At 52.7% G+C, this 12,898-nt stretch carries 15 protein-coding genes; 7 read left to right on the top strand and 8 right to left on the bottom strand.

Going from position 1 to position 12,898, the window contains the following annotated elements; all coding sequences use genetic code 11:
* Window positions 1–26: 26 nt before the first annotated feature.
* The 3 genes from KNP75_RS12205 to KNP75_RS12215 form a co-directional block, all read right to left on the bottom strand.
* Window positions 27–1,616, bottom strand: a complete 1,590-nt coding sequence (locus KNP75_RS12205; protein ID WP_215190543.1) for an MFS transporter — start codon at window positions 1,614–1,616, stop codon at window positions 27–29.
* A 141-nt stretch (window positions 1,617–1,757) separates the two neighbouring features.
* Complete coding sequence (locus KNP75_RS12210; RefSeq protein ID WP_029596278.1) at window positions 1,758–2,549, bottom strand: endonuclease/exonuclease/phosphatase family protein; 792 nt, start codon at window positions 2,547–2,549, stop codon at window positions 1,758–1,760.
* 52 nt (window positions 2,550–2,601) lie between these two features.
* Complete coding sequence (locus KNP75_RS12215; protein ID WP_034780743.1) at window positions 2,602–4,230, bottom strand: PTS transporter subunit IIBC; 1,629 nt, start codon at window positions 4,228–4,230, stop codon at window positions 2,602–2,604.
* 221 nt (window positions 4,231–4,451) lie between these two features.
* Here KNP75_RS12215 and KNP75_RS12220 point away from each other — a divergent pair, with 221 nt between their 5' ends.
* From KNP75_RS12220 to KNP75_RS12230, 3 genes are all read left to right on the top strand, one after another.
* Entirely contained in the window at window positions 4,452–5,216 is a 765-nt protein-coding gene (locus KNP75_RS12220) for a TrmH family RNA methyltransferase (protein WP_114164885.1), read from the top strand.
* Complete coding sequence (locus KNP75_RS12225) at window positions 5,194–5,730, top strand: GNAT family N-acetyltransferase (RefSeq protein ID WP_353049036.1); 537 nt, start codon at window positions 5,194–5,196, stop codon at window positions 5,728–5,730. Before KNP75_RS12220 ends, KNP75_RS12225 begins: the two co-directional genes overlap by 23 nt.
* Before the next feature lie 91 nt (window positions 5,731–5,821).
* A complete protein-coding gene (locus tag KNP75_RS12230) occupies window positions 5,822–6,310 on the top strand; it encodes a hypothetical protein (RefSeq protein WP_215190545.1) in 489 nt (162 codons plus the stop codon).
* A 32-nt stretch (window positions 6,311–6,342) separates the two neighbouring features.
* Here KNP75_RS12230 and KNP75_RS12235 read toward each other — a convergent pair whose 3' ends face one another.
* Window positions 6,343–6,852, bottom strand: a complete 510-nt coding sequence (locus KNP75_RS12235) for a hypothetical protein (RefSeq protein ID WP_215190546.1) — start codon at window positions 6,850–6,852, stop codon at window positions 6,343–6,345.
* Between the two features lie 115 nt (window positions 6,853–6,967).
* On the opposite strand from KNP75_RS12235, the gene KNP75_RS12240 reads away from it, so the two are divergent.
* Window positions 6,968–7,624, top strand: coding sequence for a TVP38/TMEM64 family protein (locus KNP75_RS12240; RefSeq protein WP_138860076.1), 657 nt, complete (start codon window positions 6,968–6,970; stop codon window positions 7,622–7,624).
* Between the two features lie 28 nt (window positions 7,625–7,652).
* On the opposite strand, the gene queF is transcribed toward KNP75_RS12240, so the two are convergent.
* From queF to queC, 4 genes are read right to left on the bottom strand one after another with little or no spacing between them, the layout of a single operon-like run.
* Window positions 7,653–8,141: a preQ(1) synthase gene (queF, locus tag KNP75_RS12245; RefSeq protein ID WP_021068099.1), complete on the bottom strand. Its 489-nt coding sequence runs from the start codon at window positions 8,139–8,141 to the stop codon at window positions 7,653–7,655.
* Between the two features lie 11 nt (window positions 8,142–8,152).
* Window positions 8,153–8,848, bottom strand: coding sequence for a 7-carboxy-7-deazaguanine synthase QueE (queE, locus tag KNP75_RS12250; RefSeq protein ID WP_251128342.1), 696 nt, complete (start codon window positions 8,846–8,848; stop codon window positions 8,153–8,155).
* Window positions 8,848–9,303 carry a 6-carboxytetrahydropterin synthase QueD gene (gene queD / locus KNP75_RS12255; protein ID WP_021068101.1) on the bottom strand — a complete coding sequence of 152 codons (456 nt, stop codon included), beginning with the start codon at window positions 9,301–9,303 and terminating at the stop codon, window positions 8,848–8,850. Before queD ends, queE begins: the two co-directional genes overlap by 1 nt.
* Entirely contained in the window at window positions 9,300–9,944 is a 645-nt protein-coding gene (queC, locus tag KNP75_RS12260; RefSeq protein WP_215190548.1) for a 7-cyano-7-deazaguanine synthase QueC, read from the bottom strand. The genes queD and queC overlap by 4 nt, the downstream gene beginning before the upstream one ends.
* A gap of 208 nt (window positions 9,945–10,152) precedes the next feature.
* Here queC and nhaC point away from each other — a divergent pair, with 208 nt between their 5' ends.
* The 3 genes from nhaC to KNP75_RS12275 all read left to right on the top strand — a co-directional run bounded on the left by nhaC (window position 10,153) and on the right by KNP75_RS12275 (window position 12,782).
* Window positions 10,153–11,529 carry a Na+/H+ antiporter NhaC gene (gene nhaC / locus KNP75_RS12265; protein WP_034780760.1) on the top strand — a complete coding sequence of 459 codons (1,377 nt, stop codon included), beginning with the start codon at window positions 10,153–10,155 and terminating at the stop codon, window positions 11,527–11,529.
* Window positions 11,530–11,609: 80 nt separating this feature from the next.
* A complete protein-coding gene (locus KNP75_RS12270; protein WP_215190549.1) occupies window positions 11,610–12,200 on the top strand; it encodes a DNA-3-methyladenine glycosylase in 591 nt (196 codons plus the stop codon).
* Between the two features lie 69 nt (window positions 12,201–12,269).
* Window positions 12,270–12,782, top strand: coding sequence for a type 1 glutamine amidotransferase domain-containing protein (locus tag KNP75_RS12275; RefSeq protein WP_034780765.1), 513 nt, complete (start codon window positions 12,270–12,272; stop codon window positions 12,780–12,782).
* The last annotated feature ends 116 nt before the right edge of the window (window positions 12,783–12,898 follow it).

A 12,898-nucleotide genomic window follows, 5' to 3' on the forward strand; every position in this document is an offset into this window, starting at 1 on the left:
GGGTTAAACCAGAGTCGACGCATCGATTACTCGTCATGTGGTGGTCGATTCTCCATCACTTCAGCATCACGTGCGAATTGTTTTCGGAAAGCGAGCGCCAAGATGATGATGAGAAGCGCCGCTACACTTGTTGTCACATAGATTGGTTGATACGCCAAATGGGAGGCTTGTTGGAATGCATCCGTTAAAGCAAGGCGTACGTTTTCTACAGGAATTTGGTCAATTTGAGATTGAAGATCGCCATACGAGCCACTGAGTTGGTTGAGCTGATCAGGCGGGATGCTGGCCGGGTCAATTCCATACGCTCGTAACTTCTGGGGAATCAATGTGTCTAATTGACTGAATCCATTTTGAATGAAGGCACCGAAAATGGTCGGTGCAATCGTCAATCCGATTTGACGAGAGACGGACAACGTCCCGAGCGCCGTTCCTTTTTGACGACCCGCCGCGTTTGCTGTCAGGACGGTCAATGGTGCGCCGAGTACAAAACCAAAACCGATTCCAGCGATGACGGAGAAGAGGACGAACGAAAGTTTCGTGTCGACGAAAAACGCGAGCCCGCCGTAACCAATGATTGAAATGACACCGGATAAGATTAGCGTTCTGACAGGTCCTTGTTTATCGACAAAGTATCCGCCGCCCCCAGCACCGATTCCAGACGCGATGGCGAGTGGTGTCATCCAGTAGCCCGACTTCGCGGCAGGAATTCCGAGCACTTGCTCTACGAATGAGGGAATAAAGATGACGGCTCCAATCATCGTTCCCGATAAGAGGGCCATGAGCATCGTCACGGCGTATGTGGGTTTTCGAAGCAAGCTATACGGGAGGAACGGGTCGTAACGCGTTCCATGCTCCCGTTTCTTCTCGACATACATAAGTAGGGCGAATAAGACGACTGCAAGCAGTAATAATCCGAACACGGTTTGTGAGACCAAACTACGCAATAAATCACCGGTTCCGAGATTATTGATGGCGAACATGACGCTTAAAATCGACAACGATAGCAAGGAAATACCGAGGAAGTCGATTTTCGACAAGGCGGTCGCTTTCGTTTCTTCTAAATAGAAGAACCCGCCTACTAGCAACAATAGCCCGATTGGTACGTTAATCAAGAATAGCCAGTGCCACGTCCCGGTGAGGTCGATGAGGAAACTCCCGATATTCGGGCCGATGACCGAAGCAATCCCGTTCATCCCGCCGAGCAAACCGAGCATGCTGCCTTGCTTCTCTTTTGTGTACGTACTGATGACATAGGAGCTTGCGATAATAAAAATCCCACCGCCGCCAAATGATTGAAGTAATCGTGACGCTAAGAAAAACGAGAAGTTCGGACTCAGTGCCACGCCGAGAGATCCAACCGTGAAAATCGCGATTTCAATGAGAAATAGCTTCTTCCGTCCATACCGATCCGATAATTTCCCGACAATCGGAGTGGCGATGGCAAGTCCTAACGTATACAGTGTGATGCCCCACGTTCCTTGGGTTGCGGTCACATCAAACGAAGCGTTGATGGTCGTGAGAGCGGCGCTAATAATCCCGTTATCGAGAGCAGCCATGAACACCCCAATCAATAAAATGATAAACGCAGTATTCACTTTGGTTGGCTGTTGATCCATGCGATTCACCTCATCATTATCGTGTGATTCAAGAAACTTATTTTTCATAAGTAAATTGTACTCCCTTTATACGAAAAAGCCAGCAAAAAAGACACCGTCATAGTGTCTTTTTTGCTGGCTTTTAAAAGGGGAAATCGAACGTTAACGCCAGAACGCGGTCGCTTCAACACCGGCATGATCCGAGACGATTGGACCGTTCTCGCCATCGAAGACGACGGCATGGCGAGAGACGTGGATCGGAGCGTTCGTCAGCATCAAGTCGATGCGAAGCGCCTGCTTGTTCTCGTCCCAGCCGGCAATCTTGCCTTGGACGGTCGCATCGCCTTCACGCTCGGTCGCCAAATGGAACAAATCTTGGAGACCGTGCTCGATCAAGTAATCGTACCCTTCGCCACGGATGAAGGCGTCGTTATTAAAGTCACCGAGCAGCAAGGCGCGGTCGTCGTCCTCGACGCGACGAAGTAGTTCATCGAGCTGATGGCGCACCGGCTCATCGGCGTCATGCCACCAACCGAGGTGACAGGAGTAAATCGCCGTCGGCGCGTCCATGCCGTCCACGACCGCCTTGACGATTTTCCGAGATTTGTAATCGTTCGGGTCGGTCGTCTGGGAGACGAAGAACGACTCGGTCGACACGAACGGAGTGCGCGATAAAATCGCGACGCCCTCCTCGTAGATGTCGTATCCATAATGGGCGAAGTCCCACGTCATGTAGTAATCGACGCCTTGCTCTTTCAAACGCTCGACGAGCACATAGGCGAAGTTGTTCTCTCGAATCAAGCCGTCGATGAGTGGGGCCTCTTTATGTTGATTCACTTCTTGGAGTGCGATGATGTCATATTCCTCGCTCGCGATCCGTTCAACGATCGAGTCGATTTTCTCTTGTTGACGGTCCTCTAACCAGGCGTGACAGTTCAGCGTTAAAATATTCACGATAGTCCTCCTTTAGAAAAAACAGGCCAACTCGTACGAGCTGGCCTGTTGATTATGCACCGATGACGTCTTGAATATCAGACTTCAATACGTCGGCTTTCGGGCCGTAGATTGCTTGGACACCGCGGTCTTTCAAGATGAGACCCATGGCGCCGTTCTTTTTCCATTCGCTCTCTTCTGAGACGAGCGACATGTCTTTGACTGTGACACGGAGACGCGTCATGCAGGCATCGACGTCTTCGATGTTCTCTTCCCCACCGAGTAGAGCGATAATCCCCATGACCTGCTCGTTGCCTGTCACAGTCGATTTCTCTGTCACTTCTTCCATATAGTTCCCGTTACGACCTGGCGTCGGAAGGTTCATCTTCTTGATGAAGAAGTTGAACACACCGAAGTTCAAGAAGAAGAAGGCAGCCGAGACGAGGAAGAAGTTAATCAAGTCTTGTAACAGTCCCGCTTTGACAATCATCGGGATGCGTGTGAGCAATTCAATCGCACCGAACGCGTGGACACGAAGGTCGATGACATCCGCTAAAGCGAAGGCGGCACCGGCCAAAAGCGCGTAGACGACGTAAAGGACTGGAGCGACGAACATGAACATGAATTCGATCGGTTCTGTGACACCCGTCAAGAAGACGGCGAGACCAGCCGACAAGAACATTGGCTTGTATTGTGCTTTCTTGTCTTCGTCGACGTTGCGGTACATCGCGTAAGCGGCACCAATCAAGGCAGCGAATGACAAGATGACTTGACCGACTTTGAAGCGGGCCGGTACGACGTCAGCGAGCAAAGCGTTGTATGCAGCAGTGTCACCAGCAGCGCGCAGGTTAACGAGGTCTGTGACCCAAGCCAACCAGAGCGGATCTTGACCCGCAACGACCGAACCGGCTGTCGCACCTGTCAAAATCGTGTACGTGCCACCGAGCTCCGTGTAGTTCATCGGCACGGTGAGCATGTGGTGAAGGCCGAACGGCAAGAGGAGACGTTCGAGCGCACCGTAGATGAACGGCGCGAGAACTGGTGCCGTGTTGCGTGACGTCGCAATCCATTCACCAAAGCTGTTGAGCGCACCTTGAATCGTCGGCCAAATGATGGACAACGCGATGGCGGCAACGACCGAACCGAGAATGACGACGAATGGCACGAAGCGCTTCCCGTTGAAGAACGAGAGGGCGTTCGGCAATTTGTTGAAGTTATAGAACTTGTTATAAAGGGCTCCACCAAGGAAACCGGCGATGATCCCGACGAAGACACCCATGTTGAGTGCTGGTGAACCGAGTACAGATGTGAAGTAGTCGGCGACGACAAGGTCAGCCCCGAAGAGAGACTGGACTGTCGCTTCCGGGTCTTGGAGCATCGCTCCGTTGACGCCGAAGATGGCGCCTGTGACACGGTTGATCAAGATAAAGGCGATGAGTGCAGCGAACGCGCCGCCGGCTTTGTCTTTCGCCCATGAACCACCGATGGCGACCGCGAATAAGATATGTAAGTTGACGATGATTCCCCAACCGAGGTCTTCGATGATGCGTGCCGTCGTGAGCAAGATGCTGACGTCTCCGGCTGACATGCCAATCAATTTACCAATCGAGATCATGAGACCTGCGGCCGGCATGACGGCGATGACGACCATTAAGGCCTTACCGAGTTTCTGCCAAAAGTCGAACGAGATGAGTTGTTTCATGCTATACGCTTCCTTCCTGTACGGAACTTTTTATCTGTCTATGGCGACTGTCAATGCAATCGCTTGCATAGATGATTGTAATCGATTGCATAACTTTGTGCAACCGTTTTCCTAATTTTCATGGATTTTCATAACGAGAGGATATTCGACTCGTTTCTCACCTAGCTTGTCAGTCGGAACGAATCTCGCTACAATACTAAAGGTTGAAAGGGGCGAGAACGATGGGATGGAGACAGACAACATCGGCATTATCAAAAGAAGAGCAAGCGGCATTACTCGATGAATTGTTGCAGTCGGGCCTGTTATTAGAAGAGGATCGACTGCTGTACAGCATGTTGATGCCCGACCGCGTCAAGCGTATGCAGGAAGTGCTGGAGTTACGGACGAACCATATCACGATTTTGACGGAAGGGGTCGATGACCCGCACAATCAGTCGGCCGTGCTCCGTTCGGCGGACGCGTTCGGTGTCCAGACGTTGCACGTCGTCGAGGGACGGGCCAAGTTCAAGCCGAACTCGATTATCGCCAAAAGCGCCGATCGCTGGGTCGACGTGGTCGAACATCCTTCGATCGAGGACGCAATCGATCGGTTGAAGGCGGACGGTTACCAAGTGCTCGCGACGGCACTCAGTGAAGAGGCGGTCCCACTTGAGGACATCGATGTGTCAAAACCGACCGTGCTCTTGTTCGGGAACGAACATCACGGCGTATCGGAACGAGCGCTCGCCAAGGCAGACGGCAATTACTTGATTCCGATGCAAGGATACGTCCAAAGTTTGAACATTTCTGTCGCTGCCGCCATCTCGTTGTACGATGTGACGACGCGGGCGCGCCATGTCGTGACGGACGGATATGGACTGAAGGTGGAAGACAAGCAGCGCATCTTAAAAAATTGGATGGTAAAGAGCCTTCCGAAGCGGTCGCTCGGTGTGTATAAGCAAAAAGGTTTGACCGCTTTTGCGCGTGAGACAGGAAAAACGGAGTAAACGGCGAAAGTTACAGGCGTACGAACAACTTGTCCATATACTGAAAGGGGATGGAAAGATGAGTACGACCAGTTCATTTATCGTGAAAGATGTGACGACGAATTTCAAAGACTACGAAGAGGAATTCTTTAACCTGTACCGCACGCTTTACGGGGACATCGATCAACTGCGTTTTAAAGAACGGCTGTATCGTCATGCGAATCCGCTCGTGTTGCTCGCATTTTCAGATGAGCGCCTCGTCGGCTTCAAAATCGGTTACGAGGCCGAGCCGTATCGCTTCTATAGCTGGGCCGGAGGTGTGCACCCCGAGTTTCAAAAGCATGGCATCGGCCGCAAGCTGATGGACACGCAACTCGAGTGGGTGAAAGCGCAAGGGTTCCATTCGATTCGAACGAAAGCCCGTAACACGAACAAAGGGGTCATCATCTTGAACCTGTTGTGTGGCTACGACATCATGGGGGCGTATACAGAGGATAACGAGCCTCGCATCATGATGGAGAAACAATTGAACTGACCGCTGAGCCGTGGCGCATGCCACGGTTTTTTTTGTTGGCATGAAACCAAATGGGGCTGCATCCGTATTATAGAAAAAAGGAGGAGACATCATGGTCCATACGTTTGCATTCGGGGAAGAAGTATACATCGATTCAACAGGGATGGGGGACTCGTTTTTTAGTGGAGTACCAATCATTTTCCCGATAATCTTTTTCCTGATTATCGGTATTATCGTGTTCGCTGTTATTGGAGGGATCGGTAAGCAAGTGAAGACGAACAGTCTATTGAAAGACATGCAACAGTTCGCGTCAGACTTGGCCGACCATCCGAGTGACGAATCGGCAAACCGTCTCGCTGACTACTTGCGAGACGTGACGTCGTTCCCAGTCGAGCGGACACAGATGGAGCCGTTCCGGGTTGCGCTCGGCAGCTATCACTTGATTATGGAGTCGTCGCACGTGCACGACGAGACGAAAGAGCGGGTCGACCGCCAATACAAACGGCTCGGCATCTTGGACGGGGAGAAGTTCGCCGATGAGCCGGTCCCGCGACGCCGTTCGAGCTCACACCATCATGACCACCATAATCATCACATGTAAAAACGCGTCGGGACGTTCCCGACGCGTTTTTGTTACATATAACGACTTGCGTCAAACTCGATTTCGGTCCGATGATTGGCTGACTCGATAGCGCTGGCGATGCGGTTGGCCCGTTTTTCGACGTCACGGGCTTTCAGCCGGTAAAGTTCCGGGTCATAGAGCGCATGCTTGATGACGCTCGTCCCTTCCCCGTAACCCGTTTGGAACTCGCGTTTCGGACGCTCGGCCAAATCTTGATACATTCGAGCCTGAGCTCGTAATTGAACGGCGAACTCCATCGCTTCGACGAGTGGGAGCGGTCCGTCATTCGTCTCGATGACGGTATGCAGGTTCGCCTCACAGACGAGACGATCAAGACGGCGTAAATCGGTCCGGATCGCCTCGAGCTCAACTTCGATATCCTCGAGTGAACGGGACTGGATCGTCGGGAGCGGCTCATCTTTCTCGAGTTCGATGAATGCGACACGTTCGACTTCTTCGAGCAACTTATCAATCTGCTTCAGAAGCAGGTGTTTCAACTTGATGGCATCTGCCAAGTACATAGGGATTCCTCCTTCTGCTTTTTTTAACCGTACCATACTGCGATTCCTAAAAAAAGGAAGGCGTTACTTTTTCGAGGTGAGGCGATATGATGGAAGAAAGAGAGGAGGTCGACCGATGAACAAGTGGAAAACGCAATGGATCATTGCCATCGTCTTGCTCGTCTTCGGTACCGCGACGTTCCTTTATCAGTGGATCGACTTGCGACCGGGTGAGATTCGCGATTATATCGTTCAATTCGGGTGGCTCGCCCCGCTCGTCTATATTTTACTGTTCACCGTTCGCCCGTTGATTTTATTTCCGACGTCGGTCTTGTCCGTCGCCGGTGGATTGGCGTTCGGGACGCTGCCTGGTGTCGTCTATACGGTCATCGGGGCCACGCTCAGCGCGCTCGTCGCTTACTATATCGCGATTCGCTTCGGTGACCGCTTTCTCCACCATTTCGAGACGAGCAACTATGAGAAGGTGCAGCATAAAATCGAGGAGGATGGATTTTTCTATGTCTTGATTTTACGCTTGATCCCGCTCGTCAACTTTGACTTGGTCAGTTACGCCTCAGGGCTCGCGAAAGTGAGACTCCCGGGTTATGTCTTCGCGACCACGGTCGGGATGATCCCGGGTGCGTTCGCCAACAATTTCCTCGGCAGTAGCCTCGCGAGCGGAGACTTTAAGTTAATCATCCTCGCCCTCGTCGTCTTGGTCGTCCTGACGCTCGTCGCGACGGTATTCCGGGAACCGATTAAACGACAAGTTAATCGCTATAAAAAGAAGTAGGCGCTCCCGTTGAGCGCCTACTTTTTGGTTAACGGTTGTCGACCGTCTCAGGATACAGGTCGTGATTGAACAAGCGATGTTCAGCCATTCTTTCGTATTTCGTGCCCGGTTTGCCGTAGTTGTAGTACGGATCGATCGAGATGCCGCCGCGTGGCGTGAACTTGCCCCACACTTCGAGATAGCGTGGCTCCATCAACTTGACGAGGTCTTTTCCGATGACGTTGATGCAGTTCTCATGGAAGTCCCCATGGTTGCGGAAGCTGAACAAATATAGCTTGAGCGATTTTGACTCGACGAGCTTCTCGTCCGGGATATATGAGATATAAATCGTCGCGAAGTCCGGTTGGTTCGTGATCGGGCAGAGCGACGTGAACTCCGGTGCGTTGAACTTCACGAAGTAGTCGTTCTCCGGGTGACGGTTCGGGAACGCCTCGAGGACGTCCGGTGCGTATTCAAAAATGTATGGGACGCTCTTCTGTCCGAGGAGCGACAAGTCTTGTAAGTCTTCTGGTCTCATAGTTATTCTCCTTAGACGCCACGTTCGTTGGCGTACAGTAATGTGTGCAGCTGCGGCAGGACACGGACGCTTTGCCATGACGGGTCGCGGGCGACGTCCTCCCATAGTTCTTTCAAACGACGGAGCTGGGCGTCGGTGATGTCACCGTCCGCACCGGGCTCGGGATTGCCGGCCGATAAGTACATGACGTCCGGGGTGTAGCGCGTCTGTACCGATTTCGCATAGGCGAGGTCGATTTCGTCGAAGACGGCGACTTTGAACGTCATCTGTTCGGGGCGCAGTCGTTCGACGATGGCGTCGAGTTTCTCCCAGTCGGTCGTCATGCCGGAAGAAGGTGGTTTCGGGCTGAGCGTCACGTCGTCGATGTCAGACAGCCAGTCTTGATAGCGACTGCCTTGCGTCTCGACGGCAAGCTTGACGTCACGCGCCTTCAGTTTCGTCACCAAGTCTTTCATCGCGGCGATGAGGAGCGGGTTACCGCCCGAGATGGTGACATAATCGTACACGCCGAGCGCGTCGAGCCGTTCGATCACCTCGTCGGCTGTCAGCATGTCGGGTTTTTCCGAGCCGTCCCACGTGAAGGCGGAGTCGCACCACGAACAGCGATAATCGCAACCGGCGGTCCGGACGAACATCGTCTTTTGTCCGATGGCGCGGCCTTCCCCTTGAAACGTCGGGCCGAACACTTCGAGGACAGGGATTTTCATCAGTCCACCAACCATTCGCGGCGGAACTCGGCGTACGACGTCGGCGTCTCGTACAGTTTGACGAATTCGACGCGGACGTCGCGCTCGTCAGGCAAGTGTTTGGCGAGCTGCTCGAAAATCCAGTAGCACATGTTTTCGGCAGTCGTGTTCATATAAGGTAACGACTCATTCAAATAACGATGGTCGAGGTATGGTTCGAGTTCTTCTTTAAAGATGGCTTTTAAATCGCCAAAGTCGAGCGTCATGCCACGGTTATCGAGAAAACCGCTGATACCCATTTGCAATTTATACGTATGTCCGTGTAGCGCTCGACATTTACCGTCGTAATCGAACAAATGATGGGCGGCGTCAAACGTCACTTCTTTGACGATTTGGACGCGGTGCGGACAATAGATGAGCGAGCCGTCTTGTTTGGCTTCGACACTCGTTGGGGCGAGGAATGGGGCGTTCTTCATACGCGCACCTCCTCATACGCGGCGAGGCCGTTTTGACGGAGCACGCAAGCCGGGCATTCGCCGCAACCTGCTCCGAGGATGCCGTTATAGCACGTGAGCGTCCGTTCTTTGACGTAATCGAACGCACCGAGTCGGTCCGCGAGTTCCCACGTCTGCTTTTTGTCGAGCCACATGAGCGGTGTGTCGATGACGAACGGATAGTCCATCGCCAAGTTGAGCGTCACGTTCAAGGATTTGACGAACTGGTCCCGGCAATCCGGATAACCTGAGAAGTCGGTCTCACATACGCCGGTGACGATGTGATGCATACCGAGCTGTTTGGCCATGACGGCCGCAAAGGATAAGAATAAGTGATTGCGTCCATCGACGAACGTGTTTGGGACGTCCGCATTGTCGATGTCGAGATCGTGTCTCGTCAACGCGTTAGAGGTGAGTTGTCCGAGTAAGGACAAGTCGAGGATGTGGTGCGGGACATCGAGTTCGGCCGCAATCTCTTTCGCGACCTCGATTTCCGCGTCATGGCGTTGCCCGTAGGCGAACGTCACCGCTTCCACATGAGAGAATTGTTGTTTTGCCCAAAATAGGCAGGTGGTTGAATCTTGACCGCCGCTAAAGACGACCAATGCTTTTTCGTGTTGCAACGTGCACACTTCCTTTTTCGCTAGTTTTGATGTCGGAGGAGGTTACGAACTCCGGAGGTCACCCTCGAGCGTTTACTTTACCATAAAAAGACGTTTGACAGGGAAAAGAGAAGCAGGTATAGTAAAGAACATCACTGAAACACTTTCGCGCATAAAAGCGTTTAAGCGGTTAGGTAGAAAATAATGGAACTGAAAGGAGGGGACGTCGATGCAGATGAAAGGAAAAGAGGCTGTATTCGTCGTGCTGATGAGCGGTATTTCCCTGCTCGCACTGATGTTTTTGGCCAAAGCGACGCCACACATGGCGATCTTTGGCACAATGGTATTAATAGGGGGTTACGCGTATTATCGCACGCGTGATTTTAAACGAATCGAAGCCGCGATGATCAGCGGGATCCGTGAAGCCATCATGCCGGTCTTGATTTTACTGTTGATCGGGATGTTGATTGGTGTATGGCAGATGTCTGGTACGGTGGCGACGATCCTCTCCATCGGTTTAGATACAATCTCAGCGCAATGGTTCTTGCCGAGCGTCTTGCTTATCACAATGATTGTCTCGTCGTTCACGGGCAGTGCCTTTACGACGGTCGGTACGGTCGGGGTCGCCTTGTTCGGTATCGGGATGGCGCTCGGGATTTCTCCGGCGCTTGCCGCAGGGGCAATCGTCTCAGGTGCATTATTCGGCGACAAAATGAGCCCATTGTCAGATACGACGAACTTCGCGCCGGCCGTGGCCGGTGTCAAACTGTTCGACCATATCCGTTTCATGATGGGGACGACCGTCCCGGCTTTCCTAATCACCCTTGTTTTGTTCACAATCCTCGGTCGGAGCGGGCAAGCGGCGGATACGACACAAATCGCTGAGGCACAGGCGGCGCTCGCCGGGCGGTTCAACTTATCATGGCTGACTTTGCTCGCGCCAATCCTAGTTGCCGTTCTCGCCTTCCGCCGGATGCCGGTCTTGCCGACGATGCTCGTCGGCATGTTCGCCGGTGTGTTGACGGCAGGGTTTGTCCAAGGCAACTGGAACGTCACGAACTGGTTTGGCGTCATGCAGGCCGGATTCAAATCGGGCGTCGAGAATGAGACGATTGCGGCCGTACTCGACCGTGGCGGACTCGAGTCGATGCTCTGGTCGGTCAGCCTCGTCTTGATCGCGCTCGCGTTCGGTGGATTGCTCCGCGAACTTGGTGTGTTCCAAGCGATCGTCGACGCATTGCTCGAACGGTTGAAGTCACCAGGCAGCTCGGTCTTGTCGGTCGTCCTCAGCTCGATTGGTGTCAACTTGCTCGCGGGTGAGCAATACTTGTCGATCTTGCTTCCAGGTCAGGCGTTCAAACAAGGGTTCATCGATCGCGGCATCGATCCCCGTTACTTGTCACGTGCTCTTGAAGACGGCGGGACGGTGATCAACCCGCTCATCCCATGGGGCGTGTCGGGTGCATTCTTCGCGGCCACGCTCGGGGTACCGGTACTTGAATACGCACCGTTCGCCTTCTTCCTCTGGCTCAGCCCGATTTTCTCGATCATTCTCGGATACGTGAAGTTGGGAAAGCAACGTGAGGCGATGCGGATCGCATCATAATTTAAAAGATGTCCTGAATCGTTCAGGGCATCTTTTTTGTGTCTTTCCGCCTTCATTTGAGAAAATGAGACCGAGGAGGGATGACGATGAAACGACTCGATCCATCATTTTATGAGCAACCGACGCTCGAATTGGCCCGTTCGTTACTTGGTCACTATCTCGTCCATGATCATCTCGACGGTCAAATCGTCGGAAAGATCGTCGAGACGGAAGCTTATCTCGGTGCCATCGACCGGGCGGCCCACAGTTTCGGCGGCAGACGGACGAATCGGACCGAGGTGATGTTCGGGTTACCTGGACACGTCTATACGTATCAGATGCATACACACACGCTGCTCAATGTTGTGAGCGGTCCGGTCGGCACGCCGGAAGCCGTCCTCATTCGGGCCATCGAGCCGATTGAAGGACAGGGCATCATTGAGGCGAATCGTCCCGGCATCAAGCGATTCGACCAGACAAACGGACCCGGAAAACTGACGAAAGCGCTCGGGATCACGATGGACCTGTATGGGCATTCGCTCCAACATGAACCGCTCTATATCGTCGAAGGGGACGTCATTCCAGACATCGAGGCCGGTCCGCGCGTAGGGATTCCGAATACGGGCGAAGCACGCGATTACCCGTACCGCTTCTTCGAACGAGCCAATCCGTACGTCTCGAAGTTTCGTTGAATGTTTATGGGCCGGTTAGGTGTGGAACACTCCTTATGTGCATAAAAATAATGAGGGAGTGTTTTCAATATGGCAAAAGTAGCAACGCTAATCACAGATATGTTTGAAGACGTAGAGTTCACGGGTCCACGCGACGCATTGGTGGAAGCGGGGCACGAAGTTGTCACGATTGAAAAGAAAGCCGGTAACACGGTTGAAGGCAAACAAGGCGAGTCGAAAGTCACGATCGACAAAGCAATCGATGACGTGTCGCCGGAAGACTTCGACGCGTTGCTGTTACCAGGTGGGTTCTCACCCGACTTGTTACGTGAAGACGAGCGATTCGTTCAATTCGCGAAAGCGTTCATGGACGCGAAGAAACCTGTGTTCGCTATCTGTCACGGCCCACAACTGTTGATTACGGCGAAGACGCTCGAAGGCCGCGATGCAACCGGTTATAAGTCGATTAAAGTCGACATGGAGTATGCCGGTGCGAAGTATGCGGACAAAGAAGTCGTCGTCTGCCAAGAACAGCTGGTGACAAGCCGTCAACCGGACGACATCCCGGCGTTCAATCGCGAAATCCTTAATCTGCTCAAATAATCGTCTGGCCACGGAATTTCCCGTGGCTTTTTTTGTGCAATCGGGAATAGGTGAATAAGGAGGAGATTTAGATGAAACGAGCACGTTCACCTAGCTAAGTCGGTCGAAACGTTACG

Origin of the sequence: Exiguobacterium sp. s6 (assembly GCF_018618155.1) — a bacterium.
GTDB classification, from domain to species: domain Bacteria; phylum Bacillota; class Bacilli; order Exiguobacteriales; family Exiguobacteriaceae; genus Exiguobacterium; species Exiguobacterium mexicanum_A.

Coding starts and splice junctions, on each gene's coding strand:
- KNP75_RS12205 (WP_215190543.1), bottom strand. CDS start 1,616: ATGGATCAACAGCCAACCAAAGTGAATACTGCGTTTATCATTTTATTG.
- KNP75_RS12270 (WP_215190549.1), top strand. CDS start 11,610: ATGACGATGAAACGACTCGATCCATCATTTTATGAGCAACCGACGCTC.
- queD (WP_021068101.1), bottom strand. CDS start 9,303: ATGAAGAACGCCCCATTCCTCGCCCCAACGAGTGTCGAAGCCAAACAA.
- KNP75_RS12275 (WP_034780765.1), top strand. CDS start 12,270: ATGGCAAAAGTAGCAACGCTAATCACAGATATGTTTGAAGACGTAGAG.
- nhaC (WP_034780760.1), top strand. CDS start 10,153: ATGCAGATGAAAGGAAAAGAGGCTGTATTCGTCGTGCTGATGAGCGGT.
- KNP75_RS12235 (WP_215190546.1), bottom strand. CDS start 6,852: ATGTACTTGGCAGATGCCATCAAGTTGAAACACCTGCTTCTGAAGCAG.
- queF (WP_021068099.1), bottom strand. CDS start 8,141: ATGAGACCAGAAGACTTACAAGACTTGTCGCTCCTCGGACAGAAGAGC.
- queE (WP_251128342.1), bottom strand. CDS start 8,848: ATGAAAATCCCTGTCCTCGAAGTGTTCGGCCCGACGTTTCAAGGGGAA.
- KNP75_RS12230 (WP_215190545.1), top strand. CDS start 5,822: ATGGTCCATACGTTTGCATTCGGGGAAGAAGTATACATCGATTCAACA.
- KNP75_RS12240 (WP_138860076.1), top strand. CDS start 6,968: ATGAACAAGTGGAAAACGCAATGGATCATTGCCATCGTCTTGCTCGTC.
- KNP75_RS12220 (WP_114164885.1), top strand. CDS start 4,452: ATGGGATGGAGACAGACAACATCGGCATTATCAAAAGAAGAGCAAGCG.
- KNP75_RS12215 (WP_034780743.1), bottom strand. CDS start 4,230: ATGAAACAACTCATCTCGTTCGACTTTTGGCAGAAACTCGGTAAGGCC.